At 74.3% G+C, this 19,329-nt stretch carries 17 protein-coding genes; 3 read left to right on the top strand and 14 right to left on the bottom strand.

Going from position 1 to position 19,329, the window contains the following annotated elements; all coding sequences use genetic code 11:
* Positions 1-35: 35 nt before the first annotated feature.
* The 11 genes from TR49_RS01435 to TR49_RS01385 form a co-directional block, all read right to left on the bottom strand.
* Positions 36-368 (bottom strand): YnfA family protein, encoded by a 333-nt coding sequence (locus TR49_RS01435; protein WP_042376121.1) that lies wholly within the window; start codon positions 366-368, stop codon positions 36-38.
* 87 nt (positions 369-455) lie between these two features.
* Complete coding sequence (locus TR49_RS01430; RefSeq protein ID WP_052433869.1) at positions 456-1,634, bottom strand: GNAT family N-acetyltransferase; 1,179 nt, start codon at positions 1,632-1,634, stop codon at positions 456-458.
* A complete protein-coding gene (locus tag TR49_RS01425; protein WP_052433866.1) occupies positions 1,631-2,353 on the bottom strand; it encodes a Wzz/FepE/Etk N-terminal domain-containing protein in 723 nt (240 codons plus the stop codon). Before TR49_RS01425 ends, TR49_RS01430 begins: the two co-directional genes overlap by 4 nt.
* A gap of 3 nt (positions 2,354-2,356) precedes the next feature.
* Positions 2,357-3,613: a glycosyltransferase gene (locus TR49_RS01420; RefSeq protein WP_236653162.1), complete on the bottom strand. Its 1,257-nt coding sequence runs from the start codon at positions 3,611-3,613 to the stop codon at positions 2,357-2,359.
* Positions 3,610-4,395 (bottom strand): polysaccharide deacetylase family protein, encoded by a 786-nt coding sequence (locus TR49_RS01415; protein WP_236653161.1) that lies wholly within the window; start codon positions 4,393-4,395, stop codon positions 3,610-3,612. The genes TR49_RS01420 and TR49_RS01415 overlap by 4 nt, the downstream gene beginning before the upstream one ends.
* A gap of 46 nt (positions 4,396-4,441) precedes the next feature.
* The gene (gene murJ, locus TR49_RS01410; protein WP_152627006.1) at positions 4,442-6,481 is read right to left on the bottom strand and encodes a murein biosynthesis integral membrane protein MurJ; all 2,040 of its coding nucleotides are present in this window, start codon (positions 6,479-6,481) and stop codon (positions 4,442-4,444) included.
* Positions 6,478-7,872 (bottom strand): O-antigen ligase family protein, encoded by a 1,395-nt coding sequence (locus tag TR49_RS01405; RefSeq protein WP_042376119.1) that lies wholly within the window; start codon positions 7,870-7,872, stop codon positions 6,478-6,480. Before TR49_RS01405 ends, murJ begins: the two co-directional genes overlap by 4 nt.
* Before the next feature lie 4 nt (positions 7,873-7,876).
* Positions 7,877-9,376 carry a sugar transferase gene (locus TR49_RS01400; protein ID WP_052433862.1) on the bottom strand — a complete coding sequence of 500 codons (1,500 nt, stop codon included), beginning with the start codon at positions 9,374-9,376 and terminating at the stop codon, positions 7,877-7,879.
* A 153-nt stretch (positions 9,377-9,529) separates the two neighbouring features.
* Positions 9,530-10,708, bottom strand: a complete 1,179-nt coding sequence (locus TR49_RS01395) for a glycosyltransferase family 4 protein (RefSeq protein ID WP_063769998.1) — start codon at positions 10,706-10,708, stop codon at positions 9,530-9,532.
* A 276-nt stretch (positions 10,709-10,984) separates the two neighbouring features.
* A complete protein-coding gene (locus TR49_RS01390) occupies positions 10,985-13,435 on the bottom strand; it encodes an MFS transporter (RefSeq protein WP_052433859.1) in 2,451 nt (816 codons plus the stop codon).
* 165 nt (positions 13,436-13,600) lie between these two features.
* Positions 13,601-14,041 carry an SRPBCC family protein gene (locus tag TR49_RS01385; RefSeq protein ID WP_042376116.1) on the bottom strand — a complete coding sequence of 147 codons (441 nt, stop codon included), beginning with the start codon at positions 14,039-14,041 and terminating at the stop codon, positions 13,601-13,603.
* 115 nt (positions 14,042-14,156) lie between these two features.
* On the opposite strand from TR49_RS01385, the gene TR49_RS01380 reads away from it, so the two are divergent.
* Both TR49_RS01380 and TR49_RS01375 read left to right on the top strand, forming a co-directional pair.
* Positions 14,157-15,176, top strand: coding sequence for an acetamidase/formamidase family protein (locus TR49_RS01380; RefSeq protein WP_042376115.1), 1,020 nt, complete (start codon positions 14,157-14,159; stop codon positions 15,174-15,176).
* Positions 15,173-15,706 carry an NUDIX domain-containing protein gene (locus tag TR49_RS01375; protein WP_042376114.1) on the top strand — a complete coding sequence of 178 codons (534 nt, stop codon included), beginning with the start codon at positions 15,173-15,175 and terminating at the stop codon, positions 15,704-15,706. The genes TR49_RS01380 and TR49_RS01375 overlap by 4 nt, the downstream gene beginning before the upstream one ends.
* 9 nt (positions 15,707-15,715) lie before the next feature.
* On the opposite strand, the gene TR49_RS01370 is transcribed toward TR49_RS01375, so the two are convergent.
* Together TR49_RS01370 and TR49_RS01365 are read right to left on the bottom strand one after the other, a co-directional pair.
* Positions 15,716-16,897 (bottom strand): DUF4190 domain-containing protein, encoded by a 1,182-nt coding sequence (locus TR49_RS01370; protein WP_042376112.1) that lies wholly within the window; start codon positions 16,895-16,897, stop codon positions 15,716-15,718.
* Between the two features lie 135 nt (positions 16,898-17,032).
* Complete coding sequence (locus TR49_RS01365) at positions 17,033-17,923, bottom strand: LysR family transcriptional regulator (RefSeq protein ID WP_042376110.1); 891 nt, start codon at positions 17,921-17,923, stop codon at positions 17,033-17,035.
* Positions 17,924-17,993: 70 nt separating this feature from the next.
* Here TR49_RS01365 and TR49_RS01360 point away from each other — a divergent pair, with 70 nt between their 5' ends.
* Positions 17,994-18,722 (top strand): CTP synthase C-terminal region-related (seleno)protein, encoded by a 729-nt coding sequence (locus tag TR49_RS01360; RefSeq protein ID WP_042376109.1) that lies wholly within the window; start codon positions 17,994-17,996, stop codon positions 18,720-18,722.
* A 24-nt stretch (positions 18,723-18,746) separates the two neighbouring features.
* Here TR49_RS01360 and TR49_RS01355 read toward each other — a convergent pair whose 3' ends face one another.
* Positions 18,747-19,274, bottom strand: coding sequence for a PadR family transcriptional regulator (locus tag TR49_RS01355; protein WP_042376108.1), 528 nt, complete (start codon positions 19,272-19,274; stop codon positions 18,747-18,749).
* Between the last annotated feature and the right edge of the window lie 55 nt (positions 19,275-19,329).

The raw sequence follows: 19,329 nt of genomic DNA, 5'->3' as shown, positions 1-19,329 counted from the left end.
CGACAGTCAGCGCGCGTGTCGTGACCGGACCGGCCTCAGGCGCGCGGCTGGTAGATGATGATGCTGGCGCCGACGATGCAGACGGCGGCGCCGACGAAGTCCCACATGCTGGGGCGGAAGCCGTCGACGAGCATGCCCCAGGCGAGGGAGCCGGCGACGAAGACGCCGCCGTAGGCGGCGAGGACGCGGCCGAAGTGGGAGTCGGGCTGGGCGGCGGCGACGAAGCCGTACGCGCCGAGGGCGAGGACGCCGCCGAGGGCGAACAGCCAGCTTCGGTGCTCGCGCACCGCCTGCCAGATCAGCCAGCAGCCACCGATCTCGGCGATCGCGGCGAGGACGAAGAGCAGGACGGAGCGGGTGACGGCCACACAGGGAGACTAGAAGACGCGGGGCCCACTGCGACGTGCGGCTCCGCCGCGTGGACGCGAAGAGCCGCCACGCGGCGGAGCCGCGGCTCATCCGTGCCGCAGGACCCGGCCCTTGACCACGCGCAGGTGGTTCCTGACCTCCCGCAGCCACGGCATGCGACGGCGGGCGACGTCCTTCGCCCGGTCCTGCGCGCGCGCCAGGCAGACGGTGACCGCGACGGTCGGGGCCGACCCGAGGAGCAGGCGCTCGTTGGGCGCCGGGTCCGGACGCCAGCGCTGCTTGTACGGCTCGTCGCCGCGCAGCAGGCTCACCTCCGTGCGCCCGGTGTTGACCGCGTGGGTGAGGGACTCGCCGAAGAGCATGCCGGCGATGTCGACGCGCTCCCGCGCCTCGGGGTGGACGCCGTAGACGTAGAGCGCGACCATCGCCTGGCTCTGGAGCATCAGGTCGCAGGCGATGAGACGCCCGTCGAGCCGGTACTCGCGCAGTTGGGCGCGCTCGGTCGCGGCCATGCCGGTGGCCGCCGCGCGGAGGTGGGACGCGAAGCGTTCCCGCATGTGCTCCGGGGTCGCGCCACGGTCACGCCACTGGAGGGCGTGCAGGGCGAGCATGCGGTCGACCGACTCCGGGGCCTCCCACGGCGGCACCAGACGGACCTCGACGCCGGCCGCGGCCAGCTTGCGGAGCTTGACCCTGGTGCGCTGCGCGGTGCGGCCGGGCAGCCGCGTCAGCAGCTCCTCCATCGGCATGCTGGGCAGATGCTGGACCAGGGATGCGGGCAGCTTGCGGGCCGAACGGGGCCAGTGGGCCAGCACGGCATGGATCGCCGCGTCCGCGCGGACCTCCGGCAGGTCGATCCGGGCGAACGGGCCGCGCAGCTCCGCCGCGAGCGCGGCGGCCAGCCGCCGCGCCGCCTCGTCCAGGCACGCGCGGTCCAGCAGCACGTCGTGGAAGTCGGTGATCTCCGCGCCGAGCGGCCGCAGGACCGCGCCGTCGCAGTAGAAGGGCGCGACCGCGATCAGCCCCCCGTCCCGACGGACCGTCACCACGCGCAGGCGTCCCGGTCGGCCGTAGCTGTGCCACCAGGAGGAGAGCCAGGCGTGGCACTGGAACGGCGTCGCCCCGGGGCTGCGCTCCTGAAGCTCGTTCCACTCCCCCGCGAGCGCCTCCAGCGCGCGACCGTCGCGGACGACCTCGGTCTCGTACCGCGGCGCGGCGTCTGCGGGGCCGCCGTCGGCCGCGTCGGAGCGGACCGCCGTCGTCATGCGCCCGTCCCCGCGGACTCGCGCTGCTGCTCGGGCACGTTCGCCGGGTCGACCGGTCCGGTCGGCGTCGCGGCGCCCCGTGCCCCGCGCTCGGCGGCCGCGCCTCCCGCCGCCGGACGGGTCAGCAGCGCAAGGCTGCCCAGCAGCAGTCCCGCCGCGCCGCCGACGGCGGCGTCCAGGCTGCGGGACGGCGAGGACGGGGCCGCGGGCGCGGCGGCCTGGGCGAGCGCGATCAGCCGCACGTGCGTCTGCTGCGCGGTGGTCCCGCCGAAGTCGACCAACGAACGGGCCACCGCGTTCGCCTCGTCGGCGGCGAGCCGGGCGGAGCTCGCGCTGCCGGTGATCTGGATCATCGGCGCGTCCGGGGAGGTCTGTGCCTGGACGTCCTTGGCCAGCTCACCCATCGGCACACCGGTGTCGGCGGCCGCGCTCGCCAGGATCTCCGGCTGCGCGACGACCCGGCCGTAGGCCGAGGCGAAGCTGACGGCGGAGGCGCTGTCCGCGCCCTGGTCGGCGACGGCCATCACGTAGGCGTCGGACTGGTACTGCGGGGTGGCCACCAGCGCGTACGCCCCACCGGCCATGGCGCCCGCGGGCACCGCCACCAGCAGCGGCCACCACCGGCGCAGCGCCGAGCGCAGCAGCGCGGACCGGCGCTCGGCGGCGTGCGACGCGGGTGCTGACGGTGCGGCTGCGGTCTGCTTCTCGCTGTCGGGCACGGGTCATCTCCTTCGGGTGTGCGATGCGGTGACGTTCGATGCACTCGGCGCGGCGGCCACGGGGCCCGGCCGCGCCGGGACGGGGGCGGGCGGCACCTGGAGTCGTGCCCCGACGGTCCCCCCGGCCCGGACACTCCCGCCGCGCGGCGCGGTCTCGCACGCGAGTTCGGCGTAGACCGCGGCGACGCGGGGGGCGAGGCGGGTGATGTCGTAGCGGCCCGGGACCGGGCCGACGGTGCGGGGTGGACGGCGGGTGAGGAGCGGGCGCAGGGCCGCCGCGTACGCGGCGGCGGTGGGTTCGGTGCGGGCGCTGCCGCCGCGGCCGAGGGCGAGCTGCTCCTGGACCGGGAGTTCGGCCAGCGCCGGGCCGGAGGACCAGAAGACGGGGAGGCCGGAGGCGAGGCCCTCGACGAGGACCAGGCCGAAGGTCTCACCCGCCGAGGGGGCGGCGAGCGCGTCCATCGTGGCCAGCAGCGCCGGCACGTCGTCCCGCTCGCCGGTCAGCACGACCCGGTCGGCGACGCCGCGCTCGCGGGCCTGCGCGAGCAGCGCCTCGCGTTCGGGTCCGGTGCCGACGACCAGGAGGTGCGCCTCGGGCGGGAGCAGCGCGACCGCGTCCACCAGGACGTCGAACCGCTTGCCGGGCACGAGGCGGCCGACCGCGCCGACGACGAAGGCGTCGGCGGGCAGGCCGAGGGACGCGCGGGGCGTCGGCTCGACCCGGTACGCGGCGGGGTCGATGCCGTTGGGCACGACCCTGATGCGCTCCTCCGGCACGTCCCAGGTCCGCAGTTGACGGGCCGTCGCCTCGGAGACGGCGATGGTGACCTGGCCGAGCCGCTCGGTGGCCAGATAGAGCCGCCGCACGGTCGCGCCGGTGCGCCGGCCCTCCAGCAGGCCGGGCTGGAGCGAGTGCTCGGTGGCCAGCACCGCGCGGACGCCCGCGAGCCGGGCGGCGACCCGGCCGTAGACGCAGGCGCGGTACAGGTGACAGTGCACCAGGTCGTAGCGGCCCTCGCGGATCAGCCGGACCAGGCGCGGCAGCGCCGTCAGGTCCCGGTTGCCACGCATGTCCAGCTCGTGCACGGTGACGCCGTCGGCGCGCAGGCCGTCGGCCACGGCGCCCGCGTCGCACAGCGCGACGACCTCGCAGTCGATCCCGGCGGGCAGGTGACGCAGCAGCAGTCGCAGCTGCTGCTCCGCGCCGCCCGCGTGCAGGCCGGTGACGACGTGCAGGACCCGCAGCCGGGGGCCGCTCACGCGGACCACCCCCGCAACGCGTGGCGCAGGCGCTTGGCGCGCAGGCGCAGACCGCCGTCACGCTCGCCGACATAGCACCGCGGCAGCGCCCAGCGGCTGGTCGTGGACTGGTGGCGGATGCCCGCGCCGTAGTCGTAGCCCGCGGCGGCGACGGCCCGCTCGGCGGCGGCGTCGACGGCCCCGTAGGGGTAGCAGAAGCCGGTGACGGGCCGCTGGACGACGCTCTCCAGCACCTCGCGGCTGCGCCGCGCCTCGGTGGCCAGCTCCTCCTCGCCGAGGCCGGTCATCCGCCGGTGACTGAGCCCGTGCGAGCCGATCTCCACCCCGGCATCGGCCAGTTGACGTACCTGTTCGATGGTCACCAGCGGCTTGCGCGGGGCGTCGGCGTCCCAGACGTTGTGACCGCCCATGCGCCCGGCGACGACGTACAGGGTCGCGGTGAAGCCGTGGGCCCGCAGGGCAGGGAGCACCCGGCGCGGGAAGTCGGCGTAGCCGTCGTCGAAGGTCAGGCCGACCAACCCGTCGGTGGTGCGCTGCTCGTAGGCGCGGACCAGTTCGCGCATGGACACCCCGCGCAGGCCGTTCCGGTGCAGCCAGGCCAGTTGCGCGGCGAAGCGCTGCGGCGAGACCGTGAGCAGGTACGGGTCCTGCGGGCCGGAGTCGACGGAGTGGTACATCAGCGTCCACGGCGGGCGGCCGAGCAGTGCGGGGCGCGGCGAGGCGCTCCCGTCCGGCTGCGGCTGGGCGACGACGTCCGGTCTGGCCGGCTCTTCCGCGTCCACCGGCGGGGGCGTGCCCCCCGCCGCCTGCAGCCCACCCCGAAGCGGTTCAGCGACCATCAGCCTCTCCCGTCGCTCGTTCGATCCCTGTGCTGTGTTGACCGACCCCGTGTGGACCGAGCCCGTGCGGGCCCGCGCCGAGCTGGCCGGTCCCGTGCCGGCCGCCTGGGGCGTTCGCCCGGCGCCCGTCCCCGGGTGCTCGCGCCCCGGGGCTGCGATGACCCGGACCCTGAGGCCCCTGTGCCCGCGCGCCGGAGCCGCGCGCGGGCGTGGGCTCGCCCTGTCCTCGCCTGGTGAAGCGGGGTCGCGCCGCGCCAGTCGGACCGCGCCGTCGACGCCGCACGGCGGCGGGCGGCCGGGCGGCGGCCAGCCGGTCCCGCACGGGGCCGAGCACCCCGGTGACACCGGTGATCTCGGGGGCTCGCAACGCCGCGGCCAGGGCGAGGAAGGACAGCAGTCCCGCGAGCGTGCCGAGCACCAACGGCGGGAACGCCCCCACGGCGTCCAGGCCCGGGATGTTGGCGGCGAGCCAGGCGGGCACGGCGGCACCCGCCGCGGCCAGCAGCAGCCGCAGCTGGCCGCCGAGGACGGCGCGCGGCCGCACCGGGATGCCGCGTGCCCGCAGGGCCCTGAGCAGCAGGACGGCGGTGACGCTGATGCCGGTGGCGTTGCCGGCCGCGAGCCCGGCCGCGCCTACGTGGGGCGTCAGACCGGCGGCGACCGCGATGGTCACCAGCAGACCGGCGCCCATCGCCCAGATCGGCAGCCAGTCCGTCCGGTCGAGCGGGCGGGCGCGGCCCTCGCCGCCGAAGCCGACCGCCGGACGGGCCGCGAGGTAGGGGCGGATCAGCGCGCCGACCAGGCCCTGGGCCAGCAGGCCGAGGCAGTAGACGCGCATCAGCAGCGCCGTCGCGGCGGTGTCGGCGGCGGTGAAGGCCCCACGCTCGAACAGGACCGCGACCAGCTGCGGCGCGCAGGCGAAGACGACGACCGTGCCGGCCAGCACGACGGCGCCGACGACGCCGAGGTCCTTCTCGACGCGGGTCCGCGCGCCCAGGACGTCGCCCTCGGCGAGCGCGCGGGCGATCAGCGGGAAGGTCACCGTGCAGACCAGGATCCCGATGATCATCACGTTCTGGGCGACCTTCTCGGCGTAGTTCAGATGCGAGATGGTGCCGGGCGGCAGCGAGGAGCCGATGAACCGCTCGACGAAGACCTGCGCCTGCCGTGTCAGTGTGAACAGCACCACCGGCAGCACCGCCATCGGGTTCAGCACCGGTTGCCACCCGCACGACCCGCGCGCCTCGGCGCGCAGTCGACGCACGGTCACCCGGCTGACGTGGCGCGCGAACGCGGGCAGCAGCACGGCCACCATCAGCACGCTGCCGAGCGCCACCCCGCCCGCCGCGGCGCGGACGCCGAGGCTGGCGTGGAGCAGCAGCATCACCGTCAGGATTCCGGCGTTGTAGGCGATGTAGACCGCGCCCGGCAGGGTGAAGCGGTGGTGCGAGCGCAGGCCCGCACCGAGGTAGCCGACGAGGCCGAACGGCAGCACCGTGACGGCGGCGAGCCGGGTGCAGACGACCGCCAGCCGCGGGTCCGCCAGTCCCGGGGCGAGGACGTGGACCATGACCGGCGCGCCGAGCGCGACCAGGGCCGACAGTAGTGCCAGTGCCAGTGCCAGCGGCGGCAACGTCGCAGCGACCAGGGCGCGGACCGGGTCGGCGGCGTCCCCGCCGTGCTCTGCCGACGAGCCGCGCTCCGACGGGCCGCCGTCCGACTGCCCGCGCGCCGCGAGCGCGGCGCTGAAGGCGGGGACGGTCAGGAAGGCCATGCCGTCCTCGATGAGCAGCGGCGCCGCCGTCTCGGGGACGGTCCAGGAGACCAGGAACGCGTCGGTCGCGGAGCCCGCTCCGTAGAAGCGGGCCAGCAGCAGGTCGCGCACCAGGCCGAGGACCGAACCGGCCGCGCTGAACAGCGCGGTGACGCCGAAGGCCTTGGCCACGAAGCCGCGGCCCCGCTCGGCGGCGGGCACGGCCGCCTCCCCGGTCTCCTCCTCGGTCGCGTCCTCCGCGGTGGTGACGCTCACCGCGTCGCCTCCCACAAGCTGGGCTCACTGCGCGGTCCGGGGATGGCCGGCAGTCCGCCCCGGGCCACGGCCGACGCGCACAGGCCCACCACCACCGAGACCAGCACGGTGGTGGTGCCTCCGATGTCGCCGTAGAGGAAGTCGACCAGCTGCCAGATCAGCAGCCCGACCACGACGGGCGTGCGGCGCGCGCCGAGCAACGTCCCGAGCATCAGCGCGGCGAAGGCGGTGATGCCGATCAGGCCCTGCTCGCTGAGGACCAGCATGTACATGTTGTGGGGCGACAGCAGCGGTTCGCGGGAGAAGCCCGCGCCCGCGCCGGCGGTGTCGCTGCCGGAGGAGAGCCGCAGTGGGGCGTGGGCGTCGCGGAAGGCGGGGAACTCCTTGGGGCCGACGCCGGTCAGCGGATGCTCGCGCCAGATCCGTCCGGCGGTGGTCCACAGGTCGTAGCGGTCGGTCACGGACTGGTCGGCCTCACCGGTGACGGAGCCGATGCTGCTGAGCCTGGCCGCCACCGTGCCGTCCCCGCCGTTGCCGTTGCCGACCACGCCTGCGGCGGTGAGCCCGCCGAGCAGCACGACCCCGGCCGCCGCCAGGACGACGCCGCCGCGCAGCAGCAGCCGGACGTCGGCGAGCGCCAGCATCAGCGTCACGGCGACGGCCGTGGCGATCCAGCTGCCGCGGCTGAAGGAGAGCGCGAGCGGCACGGCCAGGGCCGCGGCCGCCAGCGTCCACCAGGCCGAGGCCCTGCGCCGCCGCTCGCGGCGCGCCTCCAACGACAGGCCGAGCGCGGCCAGCAGACCGAAGCTGACCACCACGGACATCGCCATCACGTCCTGCGCACCGAAGGTGCCGACCGCGCGGGAGTCTCCGCCCGCGTAGGACGCGCCGGTTCCGGTCAGGTACTGCTCGACGCCGACCGCGCCCTCGACCAGCGCGGCCGCCGCGAAGGCGGTCAGCGCCAGCCTCAGGTCGCGGCGGTCGCGGACGGCGTAGGCGACGGCGGCCGGCACGATCACGAAGATCTGCACGAAGCGCACGAAGCCCGAGAGGCTCTCGTGCGGGTCCTGCGAGGCAGCGGTCGCCATGCCGACGGCCAGCAGCACGCCGCCGAGGAGCAGCGCCGTCGAGTGGCCCAGGAAGCGCGTCCGCCGCCACAGCGCGAGCGGCAGCGTGGCCGCGACCAGCACCGTCGACCCGACGTCCGCCGGCGTCACGTGCACCGCGGCGGTCACGTCCTGCTCCCCCGTCGGCACGCAGACCAGCAGGATCGTCAGCGCGACCAGCTGCGCCGGGCTCAGCGCCGCGCGCACCCGCGGCAGCAGCCCCGCGGCCGACCCGCCCCGCAGCGCGCCTCCCGGCCGGGCCCGCTGTCCCAGTTGTGGGGACACCCCGTCAACTCCCGTCCGTCCGCAGAACAGCGAGCACCGTGCGGAGCAGGATCTTGACGTCCTGCCACAGGCTCCAGCTGTCGATGTAGTAGTTGTCGAACCGCGCCCGGTCCTCGATGGAGGTGTCCCCGCGCAGGCCGTTGACCTGGGCGAAACCGGTCAGGCCGACCGGGACGCGGTGGCGCTCGCGGTAGCGCGGGTAGGCCTGGGCGAAGCGCATCACGAAGTACGGGCGCTCCGGCCTCGGGCCGACCAGGCTCATCTCGCCGCGCAGCACGTTCCAGAGCTGCGGCAGTTCGTCGAGCGAGGCGCGGCGCAGGAACCGCCCGACCGGGCCGAGCCGGTGGTCGTCGGAGATGTTCCAGCGGGTGGCCGACTCGTGTTCGTCGACCGGCCGGAGCGTGCGGAACTTCAGCACCGTGAAGGGCCTTCCGTCCAGGCCGATCCGCTCCTGACGGAAGATCACCCCGGGGCCGCCCTCGAGCCGCACGGCACCCGCGCAGAGCAGCAGCACCGGGGAGAGCACCAGCAGCCCGAGGCCCGCGCAGCACGCGTCGAACGCCCGCTTGACCGCCCAGCTGGGCCGCTCCATCGGGCTGCTGCCCAGCCGCAGGCAGGGGAAGCCCCACAGGTGGTCGCCGACGGCGGTGCGACGGCCGGCGTGCTCGAAGGCGGCGTAGTCGGGGAAGGACGGCACGAACCAGACGTCACAGCCGAAGTCCGTGGCCGTGCGCAGCATCTGCGGGGCCCAGTCCTCGTCGGCGCCGCCGCCGGTGAGGATCACGTCGCGGATGCCGCCCCGCGGCAGCTCGCGGATCAGGGCCTCCGGTCCGCCGACCACCGGAACGGGGAAGTCGGCGGGCAGGAAGAGCGGGTCGGCGTCGACGAACCCGACCGGGCGCAGCCCGTACTCCGGGTGCTCCAGCAGCGCGGCGGCGACCCGCTGGCCGACGTGGCCCGCTCCGGCGATGAGGGTCGGCCGGGGGGCGCGACGGCGTCGCGCGCGCAGCGACCGGTAGACGGCCGCGCGACCGGCGGAGTCCAGCGCGAGATGGACTCCGAGGAGCAGCGTCAGCACGCGGATGTCGGCCGGGATGACCGTGGGCAGGGCGAAGGGCAGCAACAGGGTCTGCAGGCAGCGTTCCAGGGTGAGCGCGAAGGCGAGGGCGATGGCGGCGCGCCCGGCCAGACCCGGCAGTTCGTCCAGCACCGAGGGCGCGAGACGCAGCCGGTACTGCCCGCCCGTGGAGTACATCAGCACCAGGACCGGCAGCAGTCCGCATGCGGCGCGCAGGGTGGCCACGGCGCCCCCCGGGAGGACCACCGCGAGCGCGCCGACGCCGGCCAGCATGTCGACCGCGAGCAGCGTGACCGGGACGCCGGTACCGCCGCGCACCGCCGGGGTGCTGGCCGGGGAGGAGAGGCCGGAGCCGTGCCCGCGGGCGTGTGCGAGACCCACCGCCCCCATGCCCGTGGGCACTTCCTCGTTGTCGATCGTGGTCATCCGCGCACGTACTCCCCTGCCGGAGGTAGCACCTGCCGCCGTGGTCGGCATCGACGCCGTCTCACGGGGAAAGGAATGATGCAGGCAAATAGGACATTACAGAATTTCTACTCAGAATCTCGGGGGCGGCAAGTGGTTTCACGCCATTGACCATTAGTCAGACTTTCCGACCCGATGGCCCTGCGCGGCCCTCGGCGCGGCGGGCGCGGGAACGCGCCGCGACTGCAGCACCGCCGCATACACCTCACCCATCAACATCCTTGTGGCACGCAGGTCGTGACGTTCCTGGGCGCGGGCACGGGAACGTCGTCCGAGCTCGGCGGCCAGCTCCAGATCCGACATCAGCCGGACGAGTGACGTCGCGAGCGTCCTGGTGTCCCCCACCGGCACCGGAAACTGCTGGTCGCCCAGGATCTCCCGGGCCCCAGCGACGTCCGACAGGACCACCGGACGCGAACAGGCCATCGCCTCCAGCGGCGCCAGCGCCATCCCCTCCCAACGGGACGGCAGCACGGTGATGTCCGAGGCCGCGTACCACGGTCGCGGATCCTCCACCCGCCCGGCGAACACGACGCTCTCCGGCACCGTCAGCTGCGCCGCCTGCTCCTCCAGCGCGCCACGGTCCGGCCCGTCCCCGACCAGGGCCAGCCGCGCGTGCGGCAGCTCCGCCAGCACCTCGCCCCAGGCGCGGAGCAGCAGGTCCTGCCCCTTCTGCCGGCACAGCCGCCCCACACACACCGCCAGCGGCGCGTGCTGGGACAGTCCGAGCCCGCGCCGGGCACGCTGCTTGGACGGCAGTGCGGCCGGATCGTAGCGGGTCAGGTCCACGCCGTTCGGCACCAGCGCCCAGCGGGCCCGCAGCCCCGCGGCCTGGCCGTGGGCCCGCTCCGACTCGCTGACGCACACCAGCCGGTCGCTCCACCGTGTCGCCCAGCGCTCCCACCGCGCGATCGCCTTGGCTGCGGGCCCCGCCACCGCCTCGAACGACCACGCGTGCGGCTGGAACACCGTCGCCACACGGGAGCGGATCGCCATCCGCCCCACCAGCCCCGCCTTGCTGCTGTGCAGGTGCACCAGGTCCGGGCGCGCGTCCGCGACGATGCGCCGCAGCGCGGTGAGCTCCTGCGGCAGCCCCGCGCCAGGGGCGCGTTCCGCGCCCCACGGCACCAGCCGCGCGCCCGCGGCGCTCACCTCCCGCGACAACCGCCCGCCCTCCGGACACGGGCAGGCCACCACCACGGTGTGCCCGTCCGCGACCTGACCGCGCACCAGATCGGCGACGACCTGGGCGACGCCGCCGTCGACGGGCTGCGAGACATGGAGGATGGTCAAGGGTTCACAACTGGGCACGTCGCGCAACCTATGCCGGTGGGCGGGAAAGGAACGCTCGCGCTCACCCGGGCGGTGGATTCTTCTACCGCGACGGGTGATGGAGCGTCACTTGTGAGGGACTTGTGTCGTTAACAGCGACGGACGTTGCACTGTCCAGGGGCGCGGGGCTCGGCCGGTCTGCGGCTCCGCCGCCCTCATCCCACGCAGGTGGGGCTTCGAACGCGCAGGGCTGTGCTCCCCCAGCCTTCCGGCGGGGGCACCGCCATCTGACTGGGATCAGTCGTCGAGGCGGTGGGACAGATGGAGATCCCGTTCCGTGTGGCCGTCCTCGAGGCGGAGGGCGGTGGCGACCGGCGGGTAGCCCGCCGCGATCACGGTGTACTCACCCGGCTCCAGATCGGTGAAACGGAACGCGCCGTCCTCGCCGGTCAGCGCGGCCGCGACCACCGCGCCCGCCGCGTCCAGCAGGGTGACCCGGGCGTCGGCGACCGGCCGTCCGGCCGTGGTGCGGACGGTGCCGCGCAGGGTGCCGCTGCCGGACAGGGTGATGTCCTGGCGCGTCTCGATGTTGGGCGCGACGTCCACCGCCGTCGCCGCCGGGCGGTACGCCCGGGCGCTGACGGTCAGGGTGTAGACGCCGGAGACCAGGTCGCGGAACGCGTATGCGCCGTCGGAGTCGGCGTGGGCGCTGGCCACGACCTCGCCGTGACCGTCCGTCAGCGTGACCGAGGCGCCGGCCACCGGCGCGCCCTCCGCGCTGCGGATCGCGCCCGCCAGGCGGCCGGTGCCGCCGAGGACGACGTCGACCTCGACCGGGCGGCCGCCCACCGTGACCGTGACCGCCTGCGGCTGGTGGCCCGGGGCCGCCGCGATGAGCACGTAATTGCCGTTGCGCGGAGCGGCCAGCGCCCAGCGGCCGTCGCCGCCGCTGCCGGTGCGGGCGATCTGGCGGCCGTCGAGGTCGACCAGGGTCAGCACGGCGCGTGGCACCCCCGTCCGGTCGGTCTGCAGCACGGCCCCGGTGACCGGCGTGCCGGTCGTCGGCGCCTGCGGCGGCACGGAGGACGGAGCGGAGAGGGAGGACGAGGGGGAGGACGAGGGGGAGGTGACGGATTCCGAGGTGAAGTCCTCCGGGCCGGCGTGGGTCACCAACGGTTTCTCCTTCAGCAGGAAGCCGAGCAGGAAGCCCAGCGCCAGCACGGGCGCCAGGTAGAGGAAGACGCGTGGCATCGCGGCGGCGAAGGCCTGCACGTACGCGTCGCGCAGCGGCGGCGGGAGGTGGTGGACCAGCTCCGGGGTGATCGAGTTGTCCGCCCGCAGGCCGCGCTGGGTGAGCTGGTGCGCGAAGCGGGAGGAGAAGATCGTGCCGAAGACCGCTGCACCGACCGAACCGCCGATCTGCCGTAGGTAGTTGTTGGCCGAGGTGGCCGCGCCGATGTCGCCCGGGGAGACGGAGTTCTGCACGGCCAGGACCAGCACCGGGAGCGCGAGTCCCACGCCCAGCCCGAGCACCGCCATGGCCACGCTCTGCACCGCGTAGGAACTGCGGGCGTCCAGCAGGCCGAGCAGGACCATGCCGGCCGCGCCGAGCGCGCCGCCCAGCACGGGGTAGATCTTGTAGCGGCCGGTCCGGCTGATCAGCTGGCCGGTGCCGATGGAGCCCACCACGACGCCGCCCATCAGCGGCAGCATCTTCAGGCCGGAGCCGGTGGCGCTCGCGCCGTCGACCATCTGCAGGAAGCTCGGCAGATAGCTGGCCGCGCCGAACAGGCCGACGCCGACCACCAGGCCGATCAGCCCGGAGACGGTGAAGACGCTGTCGCGGAAGAGCCGCAGCGGGATCGCGGGCGCGTAGCCGTGTCGTTCGGCCAGCCGCTCGACGGGCACGAAGAGCGCTGTCGCCAGCACCGAGCCCCCGATCAGCCCGAGAATGACCGGGGAGTGCCAGGCGTAGCGGCTGCCGCCCCAACTCGTGGCCAGCACCAGGCAGGTGCCGACGGCGGCGAGCAGCAGCGCGCCGGGCCAGTCCAGTCGGCCCGCCTCCCGGGCGCCGCCTCGCCGGGTGCGGCGCGGGAGCACGAGCGTGACGACGAGCAGGGCGATGACGCCGACCGGCAGGTTGACCCAGAAGCACCAGCGCCAGCCGGGCCCGTCGGTGAGCCAGCCGCCCAGCAGCGGTCCGGCGACGGAGGAGAGCCCGAAGACGGCGCCGATCAGGCCCATGTAGCGGCCGCGCTCGCGCGGCGAGACCACGTCCGCCATGATCGCCTGCACGCCGATCATCAGCCCGCCGCCGCCGATGCCCTGGAGGGCGCGGTAGGCGATCAGCTCGTTCATGCTGTGCGAGATGCCCGACAGCGCGGAGCCCACCAGGAAGACGACGATGGCGAACTGGAAGACGGGCTTGCGCCCGATCATGTCGCCGAGCCGGCCGTAGACGGGCAGGCCGACGGTGGAGGCGAGCAGGTAGGCGGTGACGACCCAGCTCATCCGGCTGAGGCCGTCGAGGTCGCCGACGATCCGCGGCAGCGCGGTGGCGACGATGGTCTGGTCGAGGGCGGCGAGCAGCAGCGCCAGCATCAGCCCGACGAAGATCAGCCGGATCCGCGTGGGCGACTCCCGCTCCGCCACGCCGGGAGCCGGGGGCGCCGCCGCCGACTCGAGGGGCTGGACCGCGGCTGCGTCGACCGCGGCTGTGCCGTGCACGGCGTCGTCGATCACTGGCATGCCGCGATCCTTGCAGCCTGCATCCGATCGGCCGGACCGGTGGGATCATCGCACCGAACCGGCCGATCGAGCTTCACCTGCGGCGATGTGACGCCATGTCGACAAATCCGCTTGGGCGATCGGTTGTCAGATTCACCCGTCCGGAGTGCCGGAGGCGGTCCGCGGTCAGGCGACGGCGGTCGCCAGGCGGCCCAGCACCTCGTCGTGGATGCGGTTGAGGCCCTTGGGCGCGAAGGTGCGCTCGAAGAAGCCGCCGATGCCGCCCGCGCCCTGCCAGGTGGTCTCGACGACGACCTTGGACGTGCCCTCGCCCGCCGGGGTGACCGTCCAGGTGATGACCATCGAGGAGTTGGCGTCCGACTCCACCAGACGGCCCGGCGACGGCTCGGTGACGCTGAACAGGCAGTCGCGCACGCGCTTCTCGGTGGCCTGCAGCTTCCAGTGCACGACGGTGCCGGCGCCTCGGCCGCCCTCGCGGACCTGGTACTCGCTGTACTGGGACGGCAGCAGGGTCGGACGGACCTTCTCGTAGTCGGCGACCGCGTCGAAGACCTGCTCGGGGGCGGCCTCGATGACCCGCTCGGTGACGGCGTAGACCTGGCCCATGACGTGCTCCTTGCTCGAAAGAGAGATCCGGAATGTTGGGAGGAAGAAGTTCCGGAACAAGCCAACCACACCGGCCCTCTGGCGGCTTCGGCGCCTCCGCTGCCAAGGTGACCGCATGACGAGCGAACGCCCCCGGCTGACCGTACGTCCCAAGCCCGACGAGTACGCCTGGACCTTCGGCGGGGCGGCGCCCGTGGCCCGCATCACGCCGGGGACGGTGCTGGACCTGACCACGGAGGACTGCTTCGCGGGACGGGTGACGTCCGAGCGCACCCTCGTCTCCGAGGTGTGCGAGTTCCCCTTCCTCAACCCGCAGACGGGCCCGTTCTGGGTCGAGGGCGCCGAGCCCGGCGACACCCTCGCCGTCCACTTCGTCTCCGTCGAACCCGCCCGCGACTGGGCGGCCTCCACCACCGTCCCCCTGTTCGGCGCGCTGACCTCCACGCACGCCACCGCGACGCTCCAGGACCCGCTGCCGGAACGCGTCTGGATCTGGGAACTCGACCGGGCGAAGCGGCTGTGCCGCTTCTCCGCGCACGACAGCGAGCTGGTGCTGGACCTGCCGATGGACCCCATGCACGGCACCGTCGGCGTCGCCCCGGCCAATCTGGAGGTCCGCTCGGCGCTGGTGCCGGACGCGCACGGCGGCAACCTCGACACGCCGGAGATGCGGGCCGGGGTCACCTGCTTCCTCGGCGTCAACGTCGAGGGCGCGCTGTTCAGCCTCGGCGACGGCCACGCCCGCCAGGGCGAGGGCGAGACCTGCGGCGTCGCGGTGGAGTGCGCGATGGAGACGGTGGTCGTCGTGGACCTGCTCAAGGGCGTCGCCACGCCGTGGCCGCGCATCGAGTCGGACACCCACCTGATCTCGACAGGCTCGGCGCGTCCACTGGAGGACGCCTTCCGGATCGCCCAACTCGACCTGGTGCAGTGGCTGGTGGCCGACTACGGCTTCTCCGCGATGGACGCCTACCAGTTCCTCTCCCAGGCGGTGGAGTCGCCGCTGGCCAACGTCTGCGACACCAACTACACCTCGGTGGCCAAGGTCCGGAAGGCCTACCTCCCGCGTGGCCGCGACCCCTACCGGGGCCTGCACGCCCACCTGCGGGAGGTTGCGGCATCCTTGCTGCCGTGACCGAACACCCCGAAGCACCACTGAATGCCGACGAGATCCTCGACGTGGTCGACGCCGAGGACCGCGTCGTCGGCCGGGCGCCGCGCGCCGAGGTGATGGCGAAGCGACTGCGGCACCGCTGCGTCTTCATCCTGGCCACGGACGCGGACGGCCGGGTTTTCGTGCACCGCCGCACCCCGCAGAAGATCGTCTTCCCGTCCCTGTACGACGTCTTCGTCGGCGGCGTGGTCGGCACCGGCGAGTCCTACGACGAGGCGGCCAAGCGCGAGGCGGAGGAGGAGCTGGGCGTCACCGGCATCGAGCCGGAGCACCTGTTCACCTTCCTCTACACCAGCCCGGACCACGCGTGGTTCTCCGCCGTCTACCGCGCGACGACGCCGGTCGACGTCGCCCCGCAGCCGGAGGAGGTCGCCTGGCACGCCTTCCTGACGGAGGCGGAACTGGCGACGGCCCTCCCCGGCTGGGACGTCGTCCCGGACGGCCTCGAGGCCTGGCGCCGGCTGCAGGCCTGGCGCGCCGCGCAGCAGTAGCAGGCGGGCTCACCCGATGGAGGGGAGCCCGATCTCGGTGCGGATCAGGTCGAACTCGTCCTGCAGATCCTGATCCCAGAAGCCGGTCGTCGACTTCATGAACCAGTCCCCCTGAGAGGTGGCTTTGGCGAGGGCGTCGGCACGGGCGGCCTCGGCGAGGTCGTACTGGGCGAGTTGCGCGGACGCCGCCCGCAGGGAGCCGGTGTCCAGCGCCGACAGGGAGCCGAGCGCCGTCGCCTCGGCCCGGTCCGCCACCGCGAGTTGTGCGGCGATCCCTTGGCCGTGGGTCCAGGCGGCCTCGGGGGTGTCCTCGAGCTCGCGACGGAGCAGACCCGTCTGGCGTACGGCGTCCAGGAAGGCCCGCTGCCGGGGACTGAACGTGGACGCCGACTGCCGCAGGTCGCGGTTCAGGTCGGGAAACCCGCTCCGGGCTCCGACCGTGCACCAGACGTCGCCCTCGCCGCTCTGCCAGGCCTGCTCCTCGGGGTAGTAGTAGTGCAGGACGGCGCCGTTGGCGCCCAGCGCCCAGGGGTCGACGTAGTCCCCGTAGAGGGCCTGGTTGCAGAGGATCTGGGACTGCCGCTTCGCTTCGTCAAGGCCCGGATAGGTCCCGGTCACGGTGATCCGGGCGAACAACTGCCGCTGGTGCGCGTCCGAGCAGGGCACGACGGTCACCCAGTCCACGGACTGCGCGTTCGCGGGTTCGTTGTAGCAGGTGCCGAGCGCCATGTCCCCGACCCGCTGGTGCGCGCCCGCGCCGATGCCGGGCAGAGCGGAGCTGTGGCTCTGCGTCATCGAGAGGGAGACCGCGGCGAGGAGCACCGACAGCACGGTTCCCAGCAGCCAGAGGCTGGAGAAGACCACCCCCAGGATCGCGAGGACCTTGCCCCGCTGCCGGGTGCGCCCGATCCGGACCAGGGCGACGATGCCGAGGATCAGGCCCAGCGGGAAGAGGCCCAGCAGGCCCAGCACGAAGGACGCGGTCGCGACCCCGCTCCGACCGCCCGCCGGGTCGGGCATCGGCGGCATCAGGTACCCCGGGGCTGGGTACCCCGGCGCGGGATACCCCGGGGCGGCCCACCCGTGGCCGGGCACGGCGTCCTGGATCGGCGCGCCGTCCGTCACCTCCGGCGGCGGGACGGGTGCACTCGGCGGCGGGACGGCGTCGTTCGGCGGCGGCGTGTCGGTCATGGAACCCCCAATCGGCGGGGCGACAGTACCGGATCACGGGACCACCCATCGCACCAGGTCAGGGCGGGGTTTCCGGTCCGGGGAGCGAATCCGGACGATTCCCGTCAAGCCATCCCGGGGGTCGTGCCCGAACGGCTATTCCGCCCCCGCGAGCGCCTCCACGAACACCCGCGCGGGCTCTGTCGGCGCGCCCGACCAGACAACCTCGGTGCGGTGGAGCAGGCCCGGGTCGGCGAGGGGGACGGCGGTGACGTCGGGGAGCTGCGCGGGCGGGGCAGGGACGAGGGCGAGGCCGAGGCCCGCGGCGACGCAGGCGGTGAGCGCGCGCAGGTCCGGGCCGGTGAGGGTGAGAGTGGCCGGGAAGGCGTCGGAGCCGGTGGCGGTGCGCAGGTCGGTGAGGGGGATCGCGGCGTCCGGGGCGTCGAGCCAGCCGGCGTCGGTGAGGGAGGCGAGCCGCAGGCGGGAGCGCCGGGCCAGCGGGTGGTCGAGCGGGAGCAGCACCGCCAGCGGGCGCTCGGTCACCCGCCGCGCGGTGACGGGCGCGGCGGCGGGGAGGGCGAGCGGGTCGCTGGGGGCGGCGAGCCCGTCGACGACGGCTGCGTCGAGCTCGCCCGCCGCCACGGCGGCGACCGCGGCGGGCCGACCCAGCACGGCCATCTCCAGCTCCGCACGCGGCAGTTCGCGCCGCGTGGCGGCGAGGGCGGCGGCGGTCGGCCCGGGCGCGGCGAGGGCGGTGACGCCGAGCCGCAGGTGTCCCCGGGGGGAGCCGCCGACGCGGGCGACGTCCGCGCGCGCCGCGTCGAGGCGGAGCAGGATGCCGGGCGCGTGCTCCAGCAGCCGCGCGCCGGCCTCCGTCGGGGCGACGGGGCGGCGTTCCAGCAGTGGGGCGCGCAACTCCTGTTCCAGCGCGGCAATCTGCTGCGACACCGCCGACTGCGTGTAACCGAGCTCCCGGGCGGCGGCGGAGAAGGAGGTCAACCGGACGACGGCGACGAAGGTGCGCAGCTGCTGAGGGTCCACGTCCATCAGTATCGCTGATGGACACACCATCGATCATCGTTGGACCTGAACCGCGGTGCCCGCCCACGATGGACGCATGACGACGAACACCACCGCTCCCCGCGTCGCCCTGGTCGGCGACCGCGATCCCAAGGTCCGCTCCCACCAGCGCATTCCGCAGCTGGCCGCCGCCCTGCTGGACCGTGACGGCCTGGCCCTCGACCTCTACTGGATCGGCACGGACGAGGTCGACTCCCCCCAGGCGCTGGACGGCTTCGACGGCGTGTGGCTGCTGCCCGGAAGCCCCTACCGCTCGGAGGCGGGCGCCCTCGCCGCCGCCCGCGCGGCGCGCGAGAACGGCATCCCCTTCCTGGGCACCTGCGCGGGCTTCCAGCACGCCCTGCTGGAGTTCGCACGCGAGGTCTGCGGCCTCACCGACGCCGCGCACGCCGAGAACGACCCCGATGCCGAGCACCCGCTGATCGCTCCGCTGGCCTGCAGCCTCGTCGGCCACGAGCTCCCGATCACACCGGCCCCCGGCACCCTCGCGGAGCGCCTCCTCGGCGCGGAGGCCAGCGTCGAGCGGTACCACTGCAACTACGGGCTCCACCCGGACTTCCCCGCCCGTCTTTCGGCCCACGGCCTCGTCTTCAGTGGCCACGACGCCGCGGGCGACCCGCGCATCGCCGAACTCCCCCCGTCGACCCACCCGTTCTTCCTCGCCACCCTCTTCCAGCCGGAGCTGGCCGGCGACGGCTCCCGCCCCCACCCCTTCGTCGAGGCCTTCGCCCGCGCGGCGACGGAGCACGCCCACGACCACAGCTGACGCGGTCGTGCGCGGGCCGCTCTCTCAGGAGCGATCGAGCTCGGCCAACTCGCTTGTCAGCCAGTCACGTTCGGCCTTGCTCTGGGCCCTCGCCATCACCAGCATGCCGCGGCGGTAGCGGTCGGTGACGTCGGCCGCGCGCAGTGGCCTGCCGTCCTCGTGGAAGAAGCTCGCCGGAGTGGTCAGGAAGTCCAGGCGGCGGCGGAGCACCCGGGCCTGGGCGGCGGGTTCGGGGAGGTGGCCGAGGAAGGCCAGCAGGGTGAAGAAGGACGAGCCGTCGGAGATCTCGATCTCGCTCGGCTCGGCGAGACGCCGGAGAAGCTCCTCGCGGCCGGAAGGGGTGAGGGTGAAGACCTGCCGGGTCGGGCCGGTGCCACTCTCCTCCGCGCGGCGGTCGAGGAGACCGGCCTTGAGGAGCCGGTTGAGGGCCGGATAGAGGGCGCCGTCGCTGACTGGGCGGGCATGGCCCATCAGGTCCGAGATGCGCCGCCGCAGCTCGTAGGCGTGGAGCGGCTCCTCCGCGAGGAAACCGAGGACGGCGAGCGCGAGCAACGACCCTCTCCTTTCCACACCTCGGGGAAGACCATTCTGAGGCTACCTCTATTCG

It is taken from the genome of Streptacidiphilus melanogenes (genome assembly GCF_000787835.1).
GTDB classification, from domain to species: Bacteria; Actinomycetota; Actinomycetes; order Streptomycetales; family Streptomycetaceae; genus Streptacidiphilus; species Streptacidiphilus melanogenes.
The sequence above is the reverse complement of the archived record's forward strand: the minus strand, read 5'-3'. Positions and strand labels throughout refer to the sequence as shown.

Excerpts from the sequence above, each read along its gene's own strand:
- TR49_RS01370 (WP_042376112.1), bottom strand. The coding sequence starts at position 16,897 with ATGACCGACACGCCGCCGCCGAACGACGCCGTCCCGCCGCCGAGTGCA.
- TR49_RS01380 (WP_042376115.1), top strand. The coding sequence starts at position 14,157 with ATGACGAGCGAACGCCCCCGGCTGACCGTACGTCCCAAGCCCGACGAG.
- TR49_RS01430 (WP_052433869.1), bottom strand. The coding sequence starts at position 1,634 with ATGACGACGGCGGTCCGCTCCGACGCGGCCGACGGCGGCCCCGCAGAC.
- TR49_RS01360 (WP_042376109.1), top strand. The coding sequence starts at position 17,994 with ATGACGACGAACACCACCGCTCCCCGCGTCGCCCTGGTCGGCGACCGC.
- TR49_RS01390 (WP_052433859.1), bottom strand. The coding sequence starts at position 13,435 with ATGCCAGTGATCGACGACGCCGTGCACGGCACAGCCGCGGTCGACGCA.
- TR49_RS01385 (WP_042376116.1), bottom strand. The coding sequence starts at position 14,041 with ATGGGCCAGGTCTACGCCGTCACCGAGCGGGTCATCGAGGCCGCCCCC.
- TR49_RS01400 (WP_052433862.1), bottom strand. The coding sequence starts at position 9,376 with ATGACCACGATCGACAACGAGGAAGTGCCCACGGGCATGGGGGCGGTG.
- TR49_RS01365 (WP_042376110.1), bottom strand. The coding sequence starts at position 17,923 with ATGGACGTGGACCCTCAGCAGCTGCGCACCTTCGTCGCCGTCGTCCGG.